The following is a 20,267-nucleotide window of genomic DNA, read 5'->3' on the forward strand; positions in this document are numbered from 1 at the left end:
CTCTCTTATTTTTCTTTCACTCTATTATTGTATTAATTTCTTCTTCCATTCTTCAGGCCATGGTTCGCCTCTTCCTGTTTTTTTCGACGCTTGAACCATCATTCCACGACCTACTAAACAAACCTCTCCTGCTGCATTCTTCACCATATAATGTAAATCTAAAGAAGAATTCCCGACCGATCCTGCCTTTACATACACCTTCAGCTGTTCATCAAAATATATTTGCTTAATAAAATTACATTGTAAATCCGCAACAACGATCATCGTTTCTGATGATGCATGTGTCCACTCTTGCATAAATCCAAGTTCTTTAAACAACGCAATACGAGCTTCTTCAAAATAAGTAAAAGCAACGACATTATTTACATGTCCAAACATATCTACTTCACCAAAACGAACCTTTACAGGGTTGTAAAACGAAAAACCACTTTCCCATTGCTCAAAGTCTTCAATATAAGAAATCCTCTTCATTGTTATCTCTCCTTTTCACCTTTAAATAAACAGAATAAACAGAAAAATACAGTTATAAATATTGCCTCTTCGATATGAAGAGGCAATATTTATTAATAGTTATTATCGCTACCAAAGAAATCTTTGAACGATTGAATTGTTGTATCACGGTTTAATGCCGCAATTGAAGTTGTTAAAGGAATACCCTTCGGACATGATTGCACACAGTTTTGAGAGTTACCACAGTTTGCTAGTCCTCCATCTCCCATAATTGCACGTAAGCGATCTGCTTTATGCATTTCACCCGTTGGATGTGAGTTGAATAAGCGAGCTTGTGATAACGGTGCTGGTCCAATAAAGTCAGACTTACTGTTTACGTTTGGACATGATTCTAAGCAAACACCACATGTCATACATTTTGAAAGCTCATAAGCCCATTGACGCTTTTTCTCAGGCATTCTTGGTCCTGGCCCTAGGTCATACGTACCATCAATTGGAATCCACGCTTTAACGCGTTTTAGAGCATTAAACATGCGACTACGATCAACTTGCAAGTCACGTACAACCGGGAATGTCTTCATCGGTTTTAAGCGAATTGGTTGCTCTAATTGATCGATAAGTGCCGTACATGATTGACGTGGTTTTCCGTTAATCACCATCGAACATGCACCACATACTTCCTCTAAGCAGTTCATATCCCATGCAATCGGAGTTGTTTGGTTCCCTTTTGAATCAACAGGATTACGACGGATTTCCATAAGTGCTGAGATAATATTCATATTCGGACGATATGGAATTTCAAACTCTTGGTCAAACGCTTGCGCATCTGGCCCGTCTTGTCTCGTAATGATGAGGCGGATTGTTTTCTCAGACATGTTGTTTATCCCCCTTCTCTTCACCCTTAGCAGCTACATCGTGTTTTGAAGAATAATCACGTTTACGCGGTTTAATTAATGAAATATCAACGTCTTCGTAATGGAATGCTGGTGCATTTCCTTCTCCCTCAAATTTTGCCATCGTAGTTTTTAAGAAGTTTGCATCATCACGATTTGGGAATTCAGGTTTGTAATGCGCCCCACGGCTCTCATTACGGTTATATGCGCCAATTGTAATAACACGTGCTAACTCAAACATATTTGCAAGTTGGCGTGTAAATGAAGCACCTTGGTTACTCCATCTTGCTGTATCGTTAATGTTAATACGTTTGTAACGAGCCATTAATTCTTCAATTTTCGCATCTGTTTCTAATAATTTTTTATTTTCACGAACTACTGTAACGTTATCTGTCATCCATTCTCCAAGCTCTTTATGAAGAACATACGCATTTTCGTTACCATCCATCGTTAAAATATTGTTAAATTTCTCTGTTTCGATTAATTCATTTTGTTCATATACAGTAGATGAAACAGCATCCGATGATTTAGAAAGACCTTTCATATATTCAATTGCGTTTGGTCCCGCTACCATACCACCATAAATTGCTGATAATAGTGAGTTCGCACCAAGACGGTTACCTCCGTGCATAGAATAATCACATTCACCTGCTGCAAATAAACCTGGAATATTTGTCATCTGTTTATAATCAACCCATAGTCCGCCCATTGAATAGTGAACAGCTGGGAAGATTTTCATTGGTAGTTTACGAGGATCATCCCCTGTAAATTTCTCATAGATTTCAATAATTCCACCTAGTTTAATATCTAGTTCTTTTGGATCTTTATGAGAAAGATCTAAATACACCATGTTTTCACCGTTAATACCTAGTTTTTGCTCTACGCAAACATCAAAGATTTCACGTGTTGCGATGTCACGAGGTACAAGGTTTCCGTAAGCCGGATATTTTTCTTCTAAGAAGTACCATGGTTTACCATCTTTATATGTCCAAACACGTCCACCTTCACCACGTGCAGATTCACTCATAAGACGTAATTTATCGTCTCCAGGAATTGCCGTTGGGTGAATTTGAATGAACTCACCGTTTGCATAGTATGCGCCTTGTTGATATACAGCAGAAGCTGCTGTACCTGTATTGATAATGGAGTTTGTTGATTTTCCGAAAATGATACCAGGGCCCCCTGTTGCCATAATCACGGCATCTGCTCCGAAACTTCTAATCTCCATAGTTTGTAAGTCTTGTGCAACGATTCCTCGGCACACACCTTCATCATCAACAACAGCTCGTAAGAAATCCCAACCTTCATATTTCGTTACAAGTCCTGCTACTTCGTGACGACGTACTTGCTCATCTAATGCGTAAAGTAATTGCTGTCCAGTTGTTGCACCAGCAAATGCTGTACGGTGATGTTGCGTTCCACCAAATCGACGGAAATCAAGAAGTCCTTCTTCCGTACGGTTAAACATAACACCCATACGGTCCATTAAATGAATGATACCAGGTGCTGCTTCACACATTGCTTTAACTGGTGGTTGGTTCGCTAAGAAGTCCCCACCATAAATTGTATCGTCAAAGTGGATCCATGGAGAATCCCCTTCACCTTTCGTATTTACGGCACCGTTAATTCCGCCCTGAGCACATACAGAATGTGAACGTTTTACTGGTACTAAAGAAAACAGTTCAACATTTACTCCTGCTTCTGCCGCTTTAATCGTTGCCATTAAGCCAGCCAAGCCACCGCCGACTACTATAAGTTTCCCTTTCATGCTCTCCCACTCCTTACTGGTTTGCTAGCTGTGGATCGATGAACGCTAATAATGCACTCACACCTACATAAGATAAACCTAAGAAAATAGCTAATGTTACATAAGTAGAGATTCTTTGTGAACGTGGAGATACTGTAATTCCCCAGCTGATGCAGAATGTCCATAGTCCATTTGCAAAGTGGAAAATTGTTGAAACAACACCAACTAAGTAGAATGCAAACATAGCTGGATTGTTTAAAATATCTGCCATCATATCATAGTTTACCTCTTTACCTAACATTGCTTGAATACGAGTTTCCCAGACGTGCCAAGAAATGAAGATCAGCGTAACGATACCTGAAATTCTTTGGAAGACGAACATCCAGTTACGGAAATAACCGTAAGAAACCGCATTGTTCTTAGCTGTAAATGCAATATATAAGCCATATATAGCATGGTACAGTATCGGTAAAAAGATGATGAAAATTTCTAGCGCATACCGGAATGGAAGGAGCTCCATAAAGCCTGCAGCTTTGTTAAAAGCCTCTGCTCCTCGTGTTGCAAAGTTGTTTACAATTAAATGTTGCGTCAAAAAGACACCAACCGGGATGACCCCCATTAATGAGTGCCACTTACGAAACGTATACTCGCGGCCTTTCATGTCCCCATTACCCCCCTTGAATGTTTGACTGCTGTTTTCAGATTAGTTTACAACAATAATGTTTTTTCACTATTGGCATAAGAAAAACTGAAAAAATTATTCGAAATATTTCAGCATAATTTGATACCAAGTTCATTTTACTCCTATTTTTGTCGAAGCGTCAAGAAAACGTATACATAATTTGCATATAATTTGCCAATTCTTTTTTTCTTCTTATATATTCAGATTTTCCTAAAGAAAAATCTGTTTTTATAAATGTGAAATGTTATATAATAATCCCTATAGAAAGAGGGGAATATTGTGAGCAAAAATACAATCGATACAACATCTTTAGAAGATGTTTCATTGAACGCCTTCGCTTATGAATTGCTACGTGAAGAATTACTACCTGATTTAATCGGCAACGATTTAGATGGTATTTTATACTGGTCTGGTAGAAACCTTGCAAGAAAATATCCGCTAGAAACAATTGAAGAAGTCATTCAGTTCTTTGAAAAGGCTGGCTGGGGCACTTTAAGCATTGTTGAACATAAGCGTCGTGAAATGCAGTTCCAACTTAAAGGTACACTCATTGCAGAACGTCAAAAACAAAAACGACATTCTTCTTATCAACTAGAAGCCGGATTCATCGCTGAACAAATCCAAAAGCAACGGAACGTCGTTGCAGAGTCATACGAAGAAAAGAAAAAACGTTCTGACTCTATTACATTTCTTGTAAAATGGGATATAAAAGATCTCATTGAAGTGTAAGCATTACCTACAGTCAACTAGACATATCAGTTTAGTTGACTTTTTTGTATTTTCATTCAGATGTGTTTATTTTAAATCTTCAGAAATTATATCAAAAAACAGAAGACGTTGTAAACTACAACGTCTTCTTATCTGTTAAATACGTATAAATCGTCTCCGCGACATTTTTTGGCATACCCGCTTCGACAAATTCCTCTATAGAAGCTTCTTTCATCTTCTTTAATGAACCAAAATGTTTTAACAATACCTTTTTCCGTTTATCACCGATTCCTGGAATATCATCCAACGCTGATTGAATGACAGATTTCCCATGTAATTGACGATGGAATGTAATCGCAAATCGATGCACCTCATCTTGAATACGCTGCAATAAATAAAATTCTTGGCTATTTCTCTCAAGCATCACAGGTTCCGGTGGATCCCCAATAATTAAATGGGAGGTTTTATGTTTATCATCTTTTACAAGACCTGCCATCGGAATATATAATCCGAGCTCATTCTCTAAAATATCACTTGCAGCCGCTAGATGGCCTTTTCCTCCATCAATAATAATCAAATCAGGTAAAGGTGAATTTTCTTTAAGCGCCCTTGTATAACGGCGCCTCACAACTTCCCTCATAGACTCATAATCGTCTGGTCCTTGAACCGTTTTAATTTTATATTTTCGATACTCTTTCTTCGCCGGTTTCCCATCGATAAAAGCAATCATTGCAGAAACGGGATTTGTTCCTTGAATATTTGAGTTATCAAACGCTTCAATACGATACGGTGTTTCAATCCCAAGCTGCTTCCCTAAATGATCTACCGCTTTAATCGTTCGTTCTTCATCACGTTCAATTAAGTAGAACTTCTCTTCAAGAGCAATCTTCGCATTTTTATTTGCTAATTCTACAAGGTCTTTTTTCTTACCACGTTTCGGCTGTGTTGCTTCTACTTCTAAAAACCGCTCTACTAATTCCGAGTCTATACTTCCTGGAACGACAATTTCCTTCGGCTTAAAATGACTACTGTTTTCATAAAATTGGCCGATAAAAGTTAAAAAACCCTCTTCTGGTTCATCGTAAATTGGAAACATAGAAACATCGCGTTCAATTAGCTTTCCTTTTCGAACAAAGAAAACTTGAACACACATCCATCCTTTATCCACTGCATATCCAAACACATCACGATCCACTAAGTCACTCATAATCATCTTTTGTTTTTCCATAATCGCATCAATATGAGCAATTTGATCACGCAACTCTTTTGCACGTTCAAACTCTAGTTTCTCTGAGGCCTCATACATTTTTGTTTCTAATTCTGAACGAACTTCTTTATGTCCACCATTTAAAAACTTAATAATTTCATCTACAATTTCTTTATTTTGTTCTTCCGTCACTTCTTTCACACAAGGTGCTAAACATTGACCCATATGATAATACAAACAAACTTTATCTGGCATATTCGTGCATTTCCGAAGTGGATACATACGATCTAGCAGTTTTTTCGTTTCATGAGCAGATTGTGCATTTGGATAAGGACCAAAATATTTCCCTTTATCCTTTTTTACGTTTCGAGTAATGAGTAAGCGCGGTTGCTTCTCCGCCGTAATTTTAATAAAGGGATATGTTTTATCATCTTTTAATTGAATATTATATTTCGGATCATATTTTTTAATTAGATTTAACTCTAAAATAAGCGCTTCTAAATTCGAAGAGGTTACAATATATTCAAAATCAACAATTTCTCCTACAAGCCGCAGTGTTTTCCCATCATGTGAACCAGTAAAGTACGAGCGCACACGATTTTTAAGCACTTTTGCCTTTCCGACATATATAACCGTTCCTTGCTTATCTTTCATCAAATAACAACCAGGTTGATCTGGTAAAATGGCCAACTTCTCTTTCAAATGTTCGTGCACTCGTCTCCCTCCATTTCTACATACTTAGCATTTTTATTTCCCCTTGAAAACATACTATGCCCAAACACCCAACATACGTTCTTTTATTGTAACGGAAAGACTGTAAAAAAGAAAATAAAAAAAGCTACCAAATGGTAGCCCCTTTATTTTAGAAGTGTTTAGAAACTAATTCTACTAACGCTTCTTTCGGTTTGTAACCTAACGCTTGATCAACTACTTTACCGTCTTTTAATACGAAAAGAGCTGGAATACTCATTACTTCGAATTGACGAGCAGTTTCTTGGTTTTCATCAACGTCTACTTTTACTACTTTTACTTTTTCGCCTAGTTCTGCATCGATTTCCTCTAATACAGGAGCGATCATTTTACAAGGTCCACACCAAGGTGCCCAGAAATCTAATAATACAACACCTTCGCTAGTTTCAGCTGCGAAGCTTTGGTCATTTGCGTTTACAATTGCCATTTTATTTCCTCCTTCAAGTATATTCTACCAAGAGTATATCATTAACTTATATACGTGGCGAATAATATGTATCGTTATGTATTGTAACAAAAAAATGTTCCTTTATACTATATAAAAATACGGATTAAATACTAAAAAGATGAGAGACAGGGGATCTCTCACCTTTTTCTATATATAGGGGTACTTCACTTGGAACTCAAGGGTACTTAAATCATGAATGTACTTTTAACTTTTTAAACTCTTCTGTTAAAAGAGGTACAACTTCGAATAAGTCACCGACAATACCATAGTCAGCTACTTTAAAGATACTTGCTTCTGGATCTTTATTAATCGCAACGATTATTTTTGAGTTAGACATACCTGCTAAATGCTGAATCGCACCAGAAATACCACATGCAATGTATAAGTCTGGCGTAACAACTTTACCAGTTTGACCAATTTGTAATGAGTAATCACAGTATTCAGCGTCACAAGCACCACGAGATGCCCCAACAGCGCCGCCTAGTACGTCTGCTAACTCTTTTAATGGCTTAAAGCCTTCTTCACTCTTCACACCACGTCCGCCAGCGATAATAACTTTTGCTTCAGAAAGATCCACACCTTCTGCTGTTTTACGGACAACATCTTGAATGATTGTACGTAAATCTTTCACATCAACTGTAATAGAAGATACGTCACCGCTGCGAGACTCATCTTTTTCCAGAGTTGCAATGTTATTTGGACGCACTGTCGCAAATAAGATGCCGTCTGTTACAATCTTCTTCTCGAATGCTTTACCAGAGTAAATTGGACGAGTGAAGATAACATTTCCACCTTCAACCTCTAAAGCAGTTACGTCAGAAACTAAACCAGCTTCAAGCTTCGCTGCTAATTTTGGTGATAAATCTTTACCAAGTGCTGTATGTCCAAAGACAATACCTTCTGGATTTTCTTCAGCATGTACAGCTAAAAACGCTTGTGCATAACCATCAGATGTATATGATTTTAATTTATCATTTTCAACTGTCACAACGCGATCTGCACCGTAATGAATCAATTCTTTTGCAAAAGAGGCAACGCTGTCTCCAATTAGAAGACCTACTACTTCACCGCCTTCTGCAATTGTTTTTGCTGCTGCTACCGCTTCAAACGAAACGTTACGTAGCGATCCATCACGAACTTCACCCATTACTAATACTTTACGAGCCATAGATTTTCCCTCCTGCATATATAATTTCGTATTTTATTAGATTACTTTCGCTTCTGTATGGAGCAACGATACAAGTTCTTTTACTTGATCTTGCAGCTCGCCTTGTAACACTTTTCCTGCATCTTTCTTAGGAGGCAAATAGATTTCAATTGTTTTTGTCTTTGCTTCCACATCATCATCTTCTAAATCTAAATCATCTAATTCTAATTCTTCTAGTGGCTTTTTCTTCGCTTTCATAATACCTGGAAGCGATGGATAACGCGGTTCATTTAAACCTTGTTGTGCTGTTACTAAAACTGGTAATGAAGTTGCAATCACTTCTGTATCCCCTTCAACATCACGCTCAATCTTCACATTTGTACCGTCAATTTCAAGTTTTGTAATTGTCGTTACATACGGAATATTTAACGCTTCAGCTACGCGTGGTCCTACTTGTCCAGATGCACCATCAATTGCAACGTTTCCGCCTAAAATTAAATCTGCATCTTTATCTTTTAAATATTCAGCAAGCACTTTTGCTGTCGTGAATTGGTCACCATTTTCTACATCATCTTCAATATTAATTAATACCGCTTTATCACAGCCCATTGCTAATGCAGTACGAAGTTCTTTCTCACTATCTTCGCCACCGACTGTTACAACTGTAACTTCTCCACCTTGTGCGTCTCTTACTTGAATTGCTTCTTCAATTGCATATTCATCGTAAGGGTTGATGATGAATTCCGCTTCGCCATCGTAAATTGCACCGTTTTTAATTACGATTTTTTCTTCTGTATCAAATGTTCGTTTCATGAGTACGTAGATGTTCATTCCATTTACCCCCTTGTTTTTCAGAAAGATTCTATCAATTTTAATTTTCTGTTAATTTATATCAAAAAATAATTGAACTACCTGCCACTAAATGAAGGTTTACGCTTTTCTAAAAATGCAGCTACACCTTCTCTTCCATCTTCACTCGTAAATACTTCACCAAAAATCTGTGATTCACGTTGTACACCTTCATAGTAATGAGACGATTTTGTCGTTTGCAATAATTCTAGTACAGCACGAGTTGTTGCTGGACTTTTTCCAGCAATTTGTTTTGCGACTTTAAGCGTATCATCTAAAAGTGATTCTTCAGAGAACAATCCGTTAACAAGTCCCCACTTTAACGCTTCTGCACCAGTAATTGGTGTACTTGTTAACATCATTTCACAAGCTTTCGCTTTCCCAACATAACGTGGTAAGCGCTGTGTACCTGCAAAGCCAGGAATTAATCCAAGTGTTAATTCGGGTAAACCAAGTTTTGCACTTTCAGTTGCAAAGCGCATGTGGCAAGACATAGCAAACTCAAGGCCGCCGCCCAGTGCCGCTCCATGAATTGCCGCAATAACTGGTTTTGAACATTTTTCAACACGCTCAAACGTAACTTGTCCAAGCTGTGCTAATTCTGTTGCTTGCTTCGCTTCAGTAACAGATGTAAATTCTTTAATATCTGCTCCCGCTGAGAAGAAACGTCCTTCACCGTGAATAACAACAACACGAATGTTATCATCCTTTTCCACTTGATCAATTAATTCAGTAACGTCATGCATAACTTGTGAAGACATCGCATTTGCTGGTGCGTGATTTAACGTCGCCACCGCGATATGATCTTCAACTCTTACAGATAGGAATTTCAACATGATCCCTCCCATTATTGACGATAGCCACAAGCTGCAATAAGTAGCCCGTGTACCGTTTTTGAAAGTGCGACCAGATCATACTTATGATCGCTCATTACCCAATTGGTCACAACTTCATCTACTGTTCCAAAGATCATTTGTCTTGCCACGCGAACATTTAAATCTGCTTGAAATTCACCTTGTTTTATACCAGTCTCTAAAATCTCATCCATAACTTGTAAGTAGCCTTTTAATACTTCATTTATTTTAAGGCGCAAGTCTTGATTGGACTGCCTCAGCTCTAATTGCGTAACGATAGCAAGAGGATCATTTTGCGACAACAGCAAGAAGTGCGTTTCTACCAACATGAATAACTTCGATACAGCGCTTTCAATTCCTGCTGTTTTTTGACGAATTGTTTCGACAAATTCTCCCATCTTCTCTTGGAATAAGGATATTAATATATCTTCTTTATTTTTAAAATATAAATAAATCGTGCCATCAGCTACCCCAGCTTGCTTTGCGATTTTAGAAACTTGCGCTTGGTGGTACCCATTTTCCGCAATCACAATGACTGCCGCATCAATAATTTGATTGTATTTCGGTCTATTTTTCTTCACTTTACTGTCCCCTTCAAGAAGATGACTGAATGAATAGTCATTCATATTCTTATAATACTGACTATTTAGAAAAGTGTCAATCCTATTTTTTCAAAAAGAAAGGGCCTTAGCCCGTTTGCTCATCCTCATTCTTTCTCTTCTCTTCATCTATTAGAACACGTCGTAAAATTTTCCCTACTGTCGTTTTCGGCAATTCATCTCTAAACTCATATACTTTCGGCACTTTATAAGCCGCTAAATATTTACGTGCAAACTGATTTAATTCTTCCTCAGAGCACTCCGTACCTTCTTTTAACACAACAAATGCTTTAACTGTCTCTCCTCGGTACGGATCTGGAACTCCAATTGTCACTACTTCTTGCACTTTTTCATGCTCATATAATACTTCTTCAACTTCACGAGGATACACATTAAATCCACTCGCGACAATCATATCTTTCTTGCGATCTTTTACATAGAAGAATCCATCCTCATCCATGTAGCCAACATCACCTGTATGGAGCCAGCCATCTTGCAATACAGCCGCTGTTTCCTCTGGCTTATTCCAGTACCCTTTCATAATTTGAGGACCTTTCACTACAATTTCCCCTATTTCTCCTGGCGGTAATTCCTCACCAGTTTCAAGTGACATAATGATTGCTTCTGTATCTGGCCACGGAACTCCAATGCTACCTGGCACTCGCTTTTCCCATAAAAAATTACTATGTGTAACCGGAGAGGATTCTGTTAAACCATATCCCTCTACTAGTTTACCACCTGTAACTGTTTCGAACTTTTCCTGTACTTCTACTGGCAGTGGTGCTGATCCACTAATACAAGCACGAATAGAAGAAATATCGTATTCTTTTAAAAGTGGGCTATTTAAAAGAGCGATATAAATAGTTGGTGCCCCTGGAAATAGTGTCACTTTATGCTTCTTAATCGCTTCAAAGACCATTTTCATATCAAACTTTGGAATAAGGACCATTTTGTATCCTTGCATAACACTCAAATTCATAACAGCCGTCATGCCGTACACGTGGAAAAATGGAAGAACCCCAAGAACGACTTCTTCTCCTTCTTTGCAATTATATAACCATTGAACTCCCATTAACGTGTTAGAGACGAGGTTTTTATGCGTTAACATAACGCCTTTCGGAAATCCAGTTGTTCCTCCTGTGTACTGTAAAAGAGCTAAATCATTTTCAGGATCACAAGGCACCTCAACATCCGTATCCACTTCTTTTTCTACTGAATTCCAAAGATGAATCGTTTCACTCTCTGATACTTTCACAACTAAATTCGACTGTTTTTTCTGCACAAATGGATACAATAGATTTTTAGGGAATGGTAAAAAGTCCGCAATACGAGTTACGATAATATGCTCAATTTTTGTAGCAGATTGAACATTCGTTACTCTTGGAAACACTAAATCGAGACAAAGAATTACTTTTGCTCCCGAGTCATGAAGCTGATATTCTAATTCTCTTTCTGTATACAGTGGATTTGTTTGTACTACGATACCTCCCGCAAGTAATGTACCGTAATAACCAATTACAGCTTGCGGACAATTCGGCAACATAATAGCAACTCGATCACCCTTTTCCACACCGAGCTTTTGAAGATAATTTGCAAACCTCTTTACCTTATCATGGAAGTCCGAAAACGTAATATCCTTCCCTAAAAAGTGAAGCGCTTTCTTTTCTGGGTAGCGAGAAGCCATCTGTTCTACATATCTATGAAGCGGCTGAATATCATAAGAAATCGTACTAGGAATTTCCTCTGGATAACTTTTCAACCATGGTTTTTCCACCTTCATTCCCCCTTCAAATACATAAAAAATAAAGTGAAACTTTAATCAGTGGAGGTTTTGTTCAGCCCCACTGATTATTAGCCCACACCAATCGGGCTTTTACGGACAGTTAATCACCCAGCTAACTTCTTTACTTTCGCTGAATTTTAAGGCGGGATCTTACTGCCCACAAATAGCGGGATAAATGAATGTTCATTCATGATGGTTATTTTCATTATATTATAGTCACCATAGCGTTACAATCATAATATTCTGACTTTTTTATAACTATGCTTTACTTCATTAACTTCTTATTATATGTAGAAACTCTCCTAATCTTAAAAGAGTAAGAGAGTTATGGTTTAGCTCAATCTTATTATCGTTAACACTGCTCCTGGAGTAGTTGTTGATAATGTTGCAACAGCTAACAAACCAAATAATTGCAAACTAATTGCACTCCCCGCCGCAAGAGTCGTAATAATTGTCGCACTAAATGATGTCGTTGCTAATGCAGGAGAATTAATAGTCCCAGCAAGCGGTGCCCCATTAATTGTAATTCGTGAACTAACTAATAATGAAGCCGTTATATTAATTGAATATGAAATATAATAATTCCCTGCATTTGCAGCCGTAAATACTGTGTTCCCCGCAGACACTGTGATACCCGGACCGATATTCTGATTGTTTGGAAGCGGGACATTTGTTCCACCTAGTAGTACCGATATTGCTGTACCCGACGTATTATTTGCAAATGCGTACGTTGCCGTTATACTTGTGCCTGTTGCTCCTGTTGAGCCTGTTACTCCCGTTACTCCGGTTGAACCTGTCGCTCCCGTTGGACCCGTTGCTCCTGTTATTCCTGTTGCTCCTGTCGCTCCCGTTGGGCCTGTTACTCCTGTTATTCCTGTTGCTCCTGTTATTCCTGTCGCTCCCGTTGGGCCTGTTGCTCCTGTTGCCCCCGTCGGACCTGTATCGCCTGTTGCTCCCGTTGGACCTGTGTCGCCTGTCGCTCCTGTTGCCCCCGTCGGACCTGTATCGCCTGTTGCTCCCGTTGGACCTGTGTCGCCTGTCGCTCCTGTTGCCCCCGTCGGACCTGTTGGACCAACTTTAGGGACTGTCCCATCGCAACTAAAACAGCATGAATCAACATGTACACCATTTTGATTATTACACCCACAATATCCATTTATGTTATTGCTCCATGAAGACATGTTGATCACTTCCTTTACATTCGATCTTTTTAGCGCAATCACCGAATTAAAAAACACCTATCTAAATGACAAAGAAATACTTTGCCTAGTCGGGGATAAAACACAGATTTCTTCCATACATTCTAGTAATTATTACATGCGATTCACTCTCCTTTTGCTTGTACTTTCGCCTCATCTCCACAGATTATTAACCATACACATTACACTTTCGTACACAGCCAAGTTCCCATTTAAACTTTCCACATTTGCCAATATTTTTAGTAAAGAGGCTTATTCTTCATAAATAGCGACTGTAACATATAAAAATCCGTATAATCTGTTATTTTTCGTCAAAATTTTAAAAATATATTGACACTTAAAATACCCTCATAGTATGATTTTGGTGTTGTAATTGATAACCATTTTCACTTGTGGTGCTAGTTACAAAAAACACTTAATTTGGGGGCAGAAGATGAAGAAAATTCTCAGTATTTTCATAGTAGTTCTTCTATTCGCTGTTGGATGCGGACAGCAAAAAGAGGAGAAAAAAGAAACAAAACCGGACAATAAAAATCAAGCTATAACAATTAAACACGCTGAAGGGGAAACGAAGTTAGATAAACCAGCGAAAAAAGTAGTTGTACTTGAGTGGGTATATTCAGAAGACTTATTAGCACTTGGTGTTCAGCCAGTAGGGATGGCAGACATTAAGAATTATAATAAATGGGTAAATACAAAAACAAAACCGAGTAAAGATGTTGTAGATGTAGGGACACGTCAACAACCAAACTTAGAAGAAATTAGCCGTTTAAAACCAGACTTAATTATCACAGCTTCATTCCGTGGTAAAGCAATTAAAAATGAATTAGAGCAAATTGCACCAACAGTTATGTTTGATCCATCAACAAGTAATAACGATCACTTTGCTGAAATGACAGAAACATTTAAACAAATTGCAAAAGCAGTTGGGAAAGAAGAAGAAGGTAAAAAAGTATTAGCTGATATGGATAAAGCATTTGCTAATGCAAAAGCAAAAATTGAGAAAGCAGACTTAAAAGATAAAAACATAGCAATGGCACAAGCATTTACTGCTAAAAACGTACCAACATTCCGTATCTTAACTGACAATTCTTTAGCTTTACAAGTTACAAAAAAATTAGGTTTAACAAATACTTTTGAAGCAGGGAAATCTGAGCCAGATGGTTTCAAACAAACAACTGTAGAATCATTACAAAGTGTACAAGATTCAAACTTCATTTACATTGTAGCGGATGAAGATAACATTTTTGACACGCAACTAAAAGGCAACCCTGCTTGGGAAGAATTAAAGTTCAAAAAAGAAAACAAAATGTATAAATTAAAAGGCGACACTTGGATTTTCGGTGGTCCTGAGTCTGCAACATCTTTAGCAACACAAGTAGCAGATGTCATGACAGCGAAGAAGTGATTACACGATGAATAGCCTAAAACATACACTTCGAGCAAGTCTTGTATTCGGAGGAGGAGCAGCTCTCTTGCTCCTCCTTTTCTTTATTCATATCGGACAAGGTCAAGCAAACATTTCCTATAGTATGATTATTGATGCTCTTATCTCACCGAACCAATCGCTAGAACATCAAACTTTAATCATGCTTCGATTACCTAGAGCTGTAATTGCCATTTTAGCTGGAGGCGCTCTTGCTGCATCAGGGGTTATTTTACAAACGTTAACGAAAAATCTACTCGCTGAATCCAGTACAATGGGTATTCACTCTGGCGCATATTTCTTTCTAGTAGCGGCTACAATTTTCTTACCGAAAGGTTTACAAATTAATTCTCTTCTGTTCACATTTATCGGCGGTGCTATTACTGCTTTATTTGTATACCGTATTTCTGGTGGAAAAAAGGGAACCCCACTTAGAATGGCATTAGCTGGTATGGTCGTTACATTAATGCTTTCTGCCTTTACCGGAACGATGCAGCTTTTCTATGAAAATGAAACAGCTGGTTTATTTTTATGGGGAGCTGGCTCTCTTATTCAAAATAACTGGGATGGCGTTCAATTTGCTTTTCCATTTATCATTATTTCTTTCCTAGTTTTACTATTTATGTCTCGTAAACTCAACATTCTCTTACTTGGTGATGATGTTGCTATTTCTCTTGGTGAAAAAACAGCAGTAACACGTCTTATCGCCTTCATTGCTGCAATCTTTTTAACAGCAGTAATTGTTACTGTTGTTGGACCAATTGGCTTTGTCGGCTTAGTTGCACCTCATTTAATGCGCCTTATCGGATACCGTCAACACTTTACTCTTCTTCTCTCTTCTTTCTTATGGGGGGCAGTATTATTGCTTGGAGCAGATGTTGTCGGTAGATTAATAGATCCAACCGGTGCAGAACTTCCTGTTGGGGCAGTCACAGCAATGATTGGATCTCCTTGGCTTATTTACTTAGTGTATCGAATGATGAAGTCGAAACAATATATGAATGATAACGGTGCGAATGCAGCTGGAGCTAGTTCCCGCTATTACTCTTATAAAAAGGTAATCCTTATTTCTATCACACTTTGTATTGTGACAATTGCTCTTGGTGTTACAATCGGTAGTAACACTTATATCGAAAGCATTACAAATGTTATATCAGGTCAATTAACACAATTTGACAAAAACATGATGATAAATCTTCGTTTACCAAGAATGCTCGTTGCTGCTATTGCTGGCGCATGCCTTGCAATAAGTGGGCTTGTTTTCCAAGCTATATTACGAAACCCACTTGCCGATCCTTCTATTATTGGTATTTCATCGGGAGCTGGTGTCGGTGCTTTAACTATTATGTATGTCTTTCCTGCACTTCCTGGTTTCTTCCTACCAATTGGTGCATTTATCGGAGGACTACTTGCAGTAGGAATTGTCCTCTTCTTCTCATGGAAATCAGGGTTTAGCCCAACAGCTCTTGCTTTAATAGGAATTGGTATTTCTGCACTTGGCTCAGCAATTATTCAAATCTTTATCGTTAGAGCCAATTTGAATGTTGCCGCTGCTTTAACATGGTTATCTGGCAGCACGTATGCAAGAGGGTGGAATCACTTAGAAAATATCATTCTATATCCATCTCTAATTCTTGTATTCATTATCTTTTTCTTAATAAAACAACTTGACGTTCTCGTACTTGGAGACGATTTAGCAACTGGACTTGGGCAACCAGTAAATAAAACACGGCTTGCTCTAATTGTGCTAGCGACACTACTTGCATCAGTAAATATCGCTGCTGTCGGTACGATTGCCTTTCTAGGCCTTGTCGCACCTCACTTAGCAAGAATTGTTGTTGGTATAAATCATCAAAGACTATTCGTTTGCTCAGCACTGTTTGGAGCAATCCTTCTTGCCATCGCTGACTTACTCGGCCGAACAATTGCATACCCAAAAGAAATTCCTTCTGGACTTGTCGTTGCTGTACTTGGAGCACCTTATTTCTTATGGTTGATGAGGCAGAGCGGGAAGAAGGTTAATTAAAAAAGAGGCTTCTTATGTGAGAAGCCTCTTTTTTAATTCATTCTCATAAGCCTAAAGGAAACTATCTTTTTTTCACGAATTTAACCTATGAACATAACTAGGGGGGATAACAATGTATCAAACACTTAAAGGCTTCTTGCAATCATGGACATACGAGGCTGAGTCTACTCAAAAGATGCTCGATGCATTAACAGATGAATCTTTGTCACAAGAAATCGCACCTGGGCACTGGACGTTAGGCAGGGTTGCTTGGCATATCGTGACGGCAATTCCTGTTATACTATCTGGCACAGGGCTAAAGTTTGAAGGAGAAACAAAAGATTATCCTGTTCCAACTTCTGCAAAAACAATTGCAGATGAATACCGTAAAGTGAACGCGGCTTTCGTTGAAACACTTCAAAATAAATGGACTGATAAAGACTTAGCTACTATTAACGACTTCTTTGGTCGTCCTATGCCGAATTCTATATTTTTAATGACACTTATTAATCATCAAAATCATCACCGCGGGCAAATGACAGTTTTAATGCGACAAGCTGCCTTAACAGTCCCTGGCATATATGGTCCTTCAAAAGAAGAATGGGCTGCGGCTGGAATGGAAGCTCCTAAAATGTAACAACAAAAAAGACAAGGTGTTTACACATCTGGTCTTTTTCTGTAACTTGTTTCATGTGAAACTATTTTTTACTAAATGATTGTTTTATGGAAAAGATAGGTTAAAATAAATACATATTATGAAGAGGAGTAACCAAATTGAATACAAAAAATAAAAAAATAGTTATGGGAACTATTTTACTAACTTCTCTTATTGGAGTTATTAGTGTATCTCTTTATTTCACCTATTATGGTACCCCTTGGGGAAAACAAGCAGCAATTACGGAATCAAAAGAGTATATTACAAAATATTTTAACCTAAATGCAGAAGTCAAAAATACTTCTTACGATGCTAAAATGAATAGCTATGCAATCTCCTTTGAAACAAGTACCGACGGCGAGTTTACTATCGAATATAAAAATCCTAATAACTTTAACATTTCTCCAGAAGTGCAAAAGTATTTAAGCACACACTCTAAATTTATAGAGTAGTAACGAAGCGTACATATACAAAAAAGAGTTGGTGTAACGCCAACTCTTTTTCACATATTCTTATCATACAGTTATATCTTCCTTCTCTATATTTTTAATGCCGTAATATGCAATCACAACTCCAATTGTCGCCAATGCTAGTTGAAGGGGAAGAAAAGTTGCTATAGAAAACTCTGGGTTGCCATTCATTGCAATTGAGACAACGATAAGAGATGAAACAATTGTAGTTGGCACGGAACGTTTACGCATTCCGAAATATAATGGGATTAAACTCATTCCCGCAGTTGCAATGGCTAAAGGAACTAGTTTTATTCCTTCTTGCATCAATTGATCTACTGTGAATGAATTAGGAAGAATTGAAAAATAACTATCTATCCCAAAGAAAACTCCTACTACTAAAATGTTAGATACAATAACTGTTATAAATGTTACTATCGCTGTAATAGTCAACTTACTAGCCATCATTTTCTTTCGGTTAATAGGATAAGAAAACATAAGTAGTATTGTTTTGTTTTTATATTCGCCAATTATTAACCTTGCGATTAATACACTACCAAAAATAATAAACGTTGCTCTTACTATTGTGCTAGCCATTAACAATATCGTCTCTGGATTCCTTATTTCTGCATCACCTTCTACTTGAGCGATGATGCTCACAAAGATCATTAATGCCAGTATAACAACATTTGCAATAATTGCTCTCTTCACGTACCAACCAAGCTTAAACTTTTTCAATTCTAGCTTCATTAAATGTAGCATGATAGTGTCCTCCTTCCTCCTAAGATTTAATCAATATAAATGACTCCTGTTTCACTTAAAATCTTCGCTTCATTTTTTGCATCACCAATCGTTCCTACTTTTATTTTTTCTGTATTTTTATCTTTCTTAAGTCCTTTTAAATCCACTATTACGTCAGCCGAATTACTTTTAGCCATAAGCTTCAATGATGCCGGGACACCTTTATACCGTACGCCAATATCCCCTGATTTTGTTTCTACAAATAATGATTTTCCTTCTGTCATATCTTTCAGTAAGACTTCCCCAGATGTTGAAGTGATGTTCATATTTGAGTTACTTACATTTGTTATATAGTTATCACCAGTCGCAGACTTTATATTTAATTCTTGTACTGAACTATCTTTTACAACTACCTCTCCACTTTGCGATATGAATTCACCTTTCTCCGCTGATAGTCCTACAATCATTCCATCCCCAGATTTCCCTTTTGTCACAATGCTTTTTACTACTATATCGTTTATTTTCACATCACCCGATTTATTATTTAATACAATTTTATCTATCTCTTTCTTCGGAATAGCTATACATATACTATTTTTCTTTCTAAACGTAAAACCATTAAAAAATTTGGCTGCCTTTTGTTTTTGCTTAATCACAATTTTATTTTCTTCATTTTCTATCTTGACGGGATCTATCTCTTTATCTACTTGTTCACCTTGAGCGGAAATTACTATTTTATTAGCGTCTGTACTTTTAAATTCAATATCCCAGTTTTCATTGTCTACTTCTATTTCTTTTATATTATTTATCTCAAAAGACTTTTCTTTCTTAAAATCCTTCCCCTGAAATATCTTAAAACCAAAAACCGCACTAGCAATTGTAATGAATAATATTGCAATTACTATTATTTTTTTCACCAGTCATACCCCAGTTCGTTGTTGTTTTAGGCTTGCTTCACGCCACATCGATCTTGTCGATTTTACGAAACGATAGATAACTAATGAAAATTCCTAATAAACAGAGCACGATTGGGATAGCTATAAAATCAAACATACTTACTTGACCGTTTCCAGGACCATAGTTACCACTAATCAGCATGCCAATTATTACTGCCGAAGTAATCGTTGTCGGTGTCGATTTCTTTCTCATTCCAAAAAATAAAGGAATTAAACTTATACCAGATATCATAAATGCACTTATAAAAGTACCTGGAACGATAGCTATTATTTCACCTATCGTAGCAGGTGTTTCAATCAGTCCCATCATTGGACTCACAAAATATACGAGCAAGCTAATAATGAAAGTAGCGATAATCGTGCTCACAAAACAAAAACAAAAAACAATTGTTAATTTCGCACTCATTAGCATTTTCCTTTGAAGCGGATACATAAATGATAGTTGTATCGTTTTATTCTTATACTCATCAATTACTAAACGTGATAAAATGACCGAACTAAAAATAATGAATGTTATCCTAATAAAAATATTTACTAAAGCCATATTCTGTGTGAAGTCAAAGAAGAGTACGTCTCCCTCGGCTTTCATTCCCCATGCCATAAGGCTTACTACAGCGAAAATTGCTATAATACAAATTGCTACACTTTTAAAGTAACTAGATAATTGATGTTTCTTCCATTCGAGCTTCATTAATTTAAACATATAAACCACGCCTCCA

At 37.4% G+C, this 20,267-nt stretch carries 20 protein-coding genes; 5 read left to right on the forward strand and 15 right to left on the reverse strand.

Annotation, left to right across the window (positions count from 1 at the left end):
- Positions 1-24: 24 nt before the first annotated feature.
- From F3I02_RS07230 to sdhC, 4 genes are all read right to left on the reverse strand, one after another.
- Complete coding sequence (locus tag F3I02_RS07230) at positions 25-471, reverse strand: acyl-CoA thioesterase (RefSeq protein ID WP_000822733.1); 447 nt, start codon at positions 469-471, stop codon at positions 25-27.
- Positions 472-563: 92 nt separating this feature from the next.
- Positions 564-1,325, reverse strand: a complete 762-nt coding sequence (gene sdhB / locus F3I02_RS07235) for a succinate dehydrogenase iron-sulfur subunit (RefSeq protein WP_001291827.1) — start codon at positions 1,323-1,325, stop codon at positions 564-566.
- The gene (gene sdhA / locus F3I02_RS07240) at positions 1,318-3,111 is read right to left on the reverse strand and encodes a succinate dehydrogenase flavoprotein subunit (RefSeq protein ID WP_000676750.1); all 1,794 of its coding nucleotides are present in this window, start codon (positions 3,109-3,111) and stop codon (positions 1,318-1,320) included. The genes sdhB and sdhA overlap by 8 nt, the downstream gene beginning before the upstream one ends.
- Positions 3,112-3,124: 13 nt before the next feature.
- Positions 3,125-3,751, reverse strand: a complete 627-nt coding sequence (sdhC, locus tag F3I02_RS07245; protein WP_000678354.1) for a succinate dehydrogenase cytochrome B558 — start codon at positions 3,749-3,751, stop codon at positions 3,125-3,127.
- Between the two features lie 300 nt (positions 3,752-4,051).
- Here sdhC and F3I02_RS07250 point away from each other — a divergent pair, with 300 nt between their 5' ends.
- Positions 4,052-4,501, forward strand: coding sequence for a YslB family protein (locus F3I02_RS07250; RefSeq protein ID WP_000042226.1), 450 nt, complete (start codon positions 4,052-4,054; stop codon positions 4,499-4,501).
- Positions 4,502-4,616: 115 nt separating this feature from the next.
- Here F3I02_RS07250 and uvrC read toward each other — a convergent pair whose 3' ends face one another.
- The 8 genes from uvrC to F3I02_RS07290 all read right to left on the reverse strand — a co-directional run bounded on the left by uvrC (position 4,617) and on the right by F3I02_RS07290 (position 13,298).
- On the reverse strand, positions 4,617-6,401 hold the full coding sequence (uvrC, locus tag F3I02_RS07255; protein WP_000544299.1) for an excinuclease ABC subunit C: 1,785 nt from the start codon (positions 6,399-6,401) through the stop codon (positions 4,617-4,619).
- A 148-nt stretch (positions 6,402-6,549) separates the two neighbouring features.
- The gene (gene trxA / locus F3I02_RS07260; protein WP_001018943.1) at positions 6,550-6,864 is read right to left on the reverse strand and encodes a thioredoxin; all 315 of its coding nucleotides are present in this window, start codon (positions 6,862-6,864) and stop codon (positions 6,550-6,552) included.
- 211 nt (positions 6,865-7,075) lie between these two features.
- Entirely contained in the window at positions 7,076-8,053 is a 978-nt protein-coding gene (gene etfA / locus F3I02_RS07265; protein ID WP_000101942.1) for an electron transfer flavoprotein subunit alpha, read from the reverse strand.
- Positions 8,054-8,089: 36 nt separating this feature from the next.
- Positions 8,090-8,863, reverse strand: a complete 774-nt coding sequence (gene etfB / locus F3I02_RS07270; protein ID WP_001029027.1) for an electron transfer flavoprotein subunit beta — start codon at positions 8,861-8,863, stop codon at positions 8,090-8,092.
- Between the two features lie 77 nt (positions 8,864-8,940).
- On the reverse strand, positions 8,941-9,717 hold the full coding sequence (locus F3I02_RS07275) for an enoyl-CoA hydratase (RefSeq protein WP_000911292.1): 777 nt from the start codon (positions 9,715-9,717) through the stop codon (positions 8,941-8,943).
- A gap of 11 nt (positions 9,718-9,728) precedes the next feature.
- Positions 9,729-10,316, reverse strand: a complete 588-nt coding sequence (locus F3I02_RS07280) for a fatty acid metabolism transcriptional regulator FadR (protein WP_000742223.1) — start codon at positions 10,314-10,316, stop codon at positions 9,729-9,731.
- Positions 10,317-10,422: 106 nt separating this feature from the next.
- The gene (locus tag F3I02_RS07285; RefSeq protein ID WP_000414740.1) at positions 10,423-12,108 is read right to left on the reverse strand and encodes a long-chain-fatty-acid--CoA ligase; all 1,686 of its coding nucleotides are present in this window, start codon (positions 12,106-12,108) and stop codon (positions 10,423-10,425) included.
- A 341-nt stretch (positions 12,109-12,449) separates the two neighbouring features.
- Positions 12,450-13,298: a BclA C-terminal domain-containing protein gene (locus F3I02_RS07290; protein ID WP_196477781.1), complete on the reverse strand. Its 849-nt coding sequence runs from the start codon at positions 13,296-13,298 to the stop codon at positions 12,450-12,452.
- 451 nt (positions 13,299-13,749) lie between these two features.
- On the opposite strand from F3I02_RS07290, the gene F3I02_RS07295 reads away from it, so the two are divergent.
- From F3I02_RS07295 to F3I02_RS07310, 4 genes are all read left to right on the forward strand, one after another.
- Positions 13,750-14,724, forward strand: coding sequence for an ABC transporter substrate-binding protein (locus F3I02_RS07295; protein ID WP_196477782.1), 975 nt, complete (start codon positions 13,750-13,752; stop codon positions 14,722-14,724).
- Between the two features lie 7 nt (positions 14,725-14,731).
- The gene (gene fhuB, locus F3I02_RS07300; RefSeq protein ID WP_196477783.1) at positions 14,732-16,768 is read left to right on the forward strand and encodes a Fe(3+)-hydroxamate ABC transporter permease FhuB; all 2,037 of its coding nucleotides are present in this window, start codon (positions 14,732-14,734) and stop codon (positions 16,766-16,768) included.
- Positions 16,769-16,880: 112 nt separating this feature from the next.
- Positions 16,881-17,384, forward strand: a complete 504-nt coding sequence (locus tag F3I02_RS07305) for a DinB family protein (RefSeq protein ID WP_000285030.1) — start codon at positions 16,881-16,883, stop codon at positions 17,382-17,384.
- A gap of 137 nt (positions 17,385-17,521) precedes the next feature.
- Positions 17,522-17,854 (forward strand): YfjL-like protein, encoded by a 333-nt coding sequence (locus F3I02_RS07310; protein WP_001093310.1) that lies wholly within the window; start codon positions 17,522-17,524, stop codon positions 17,852-17,854.
- A 63-nt stretch (positions 17,855-17,917) separates the two neighbouring features.
- On the opposite strand, the gene F3I02_RS07315 is transcribed toward F3I02_RS07310, so the two are convergent.
- From F3I02_RS07315 to F3I02_RS07325, 3 genes are read right to left on the reverse strand one after another with little or no spacing between them, the layout of a single operon-like run.
- The gene (locus tag F3I02_RS07315; RefSeq protein WP_131251142.1) at positions 17,918-18,613 is read right to left on the reverse strand and encodes an ABC transporter permease; all 696 of its coding nucleotides are present in this window, start codon (positions 18,611-18,613) and stop codon (positions 17,918-17,920) included.
- Positions 18,614-18,639: 26 nt separating this feature from the next.
- Positions 18,640-19,509 carry a DUF4097 family beta strand repeat-containing protein gene (locus F3I02_RS07320; RefSeq protein WP_000720986.1) on the reverse strand — a complete coding sequence of 290 codons (870 nt, stop codon included), beginning with the start codon at positions 19,507-19,509 and terminating at the stop codon, positions 18,640-18,642.
- Between the two features lie 37 nt (positions 19,510-19,546).
- On the reverse strand, positions 19,547-20,251 hold the full coding sequence (locus F3I02_RS07325; RefSeq protein WP_000475557.1) for an ABC transporter permease: 705 nt from the start codon (positions 20,249-20,251) through the stop codon (positions 19,547-19,549).
- Positions 20,252-20,267: the final 16 nt, after the last annotated feature.

Source organism: Bacillus sp. SRB3LM (assembly GCF_015712745.1).
Lineage (GTDB): Bacteria > Bacillota > Bacilli > Bacillales > Bacillaceae_G > Bacillus_A > Bacillus_A thuringiensis_K.

Bases quoted from the DNA above. Each gene is read 5' to 3' on its own strand.
- sdhC (WP_000678354.1), bottom strand. From the start codon at position 3,751: ATGAAAGGCCGCGAGTATACGTTTCGTAAGTGGCACTCATTAATGGGG.
- sdhA (WP_000676750.1), bottom strand. From the start codon at position 3,111: ATGAAAGGGAAACTTATAGTAGTCGGCGGTGGCTTGGCTGGCTTAATG.
- F3I02_RS07325 (WP_000475557.1), bottom strand. From the start codon at position 20,251: ATGTTTAAATTAATGAAGCTCGAATGGAAGAAACATCAATTATCTAGT.
- F3I02_RS07230 (WP_000822733.1), bottom strand. From the start codon at position 471: ATGAAGAGGATTTCTTATATTGAAGACTTTGAGCAATGGGAAAGTGGT.
- etfB (WP_001029027.1), bottom strand. From the start codon at position 8,863: ATGAACATCTACGTACTCATGAAACGAACATTTGATACAGAAGAAAAA.
- trxA (WP_001018943.1), bottom strand. From the start codon at position 6,864: ATGGCAATTGTAAACGCAAATGACCAAAGCTTCGCAGCTGAAACTAGC.
- etfA (WP_000101942.1), bottom strand. From the start codon at position 8,053: ATGGCTCGTAAAGTATTAGTAATGGGTGAAGTTCGTGATGGATCGCTA.
- F3I02_RS07305 (WP_000285030.1), top strand. From the start codon at position 16,881: ATGTATCAAACACTTAAAGGCTTCTTGCAATCATGGACATACGAGGCT.
- sdhB (WP_001291827.1), bottom strand. From the start codon at position 1,325: ATGTCTGAGAAAACAATCCGCCTCATCATTACGAGACAAGACGGGCCA.
- F3I02_RS07295 (WP_196477782.1), top strand. From the start codon at position 13,750: ATGAAGAAAATTCTCAGTATTTTCATAGTAGTTCTTCTATTCGCTGTT.
- F3I02_RS07275 (WP_000911292.1), bottom strand. From the start codon at position 9,717: ATGTTGAAATTCCTATCTGTAAGAGTTGAAGATCATATCGCGGTGGCG.
- F3I02_RS07290 (WP_196477781.1), bottom strand. From the start codon at position 13,298: ATGTCTTCATGGAGCAATAACATAAATGGATATTGTGGGTGTAATAAT.
- fhuB (WP_196477783.1), top strand. From the start codon at position 14,732: ATGAATAGCCTAAAACATACACTTCGAGCAAGTCTTGTATTCGGAGGA.
- F3I02_RS07315 (WP_131251142.1), bottom strand. From the start codon at position 18,613: ATGCTACATTTAATGAAGCTAGAATTGAAAAAGTTTAAGCTTGGTTGG.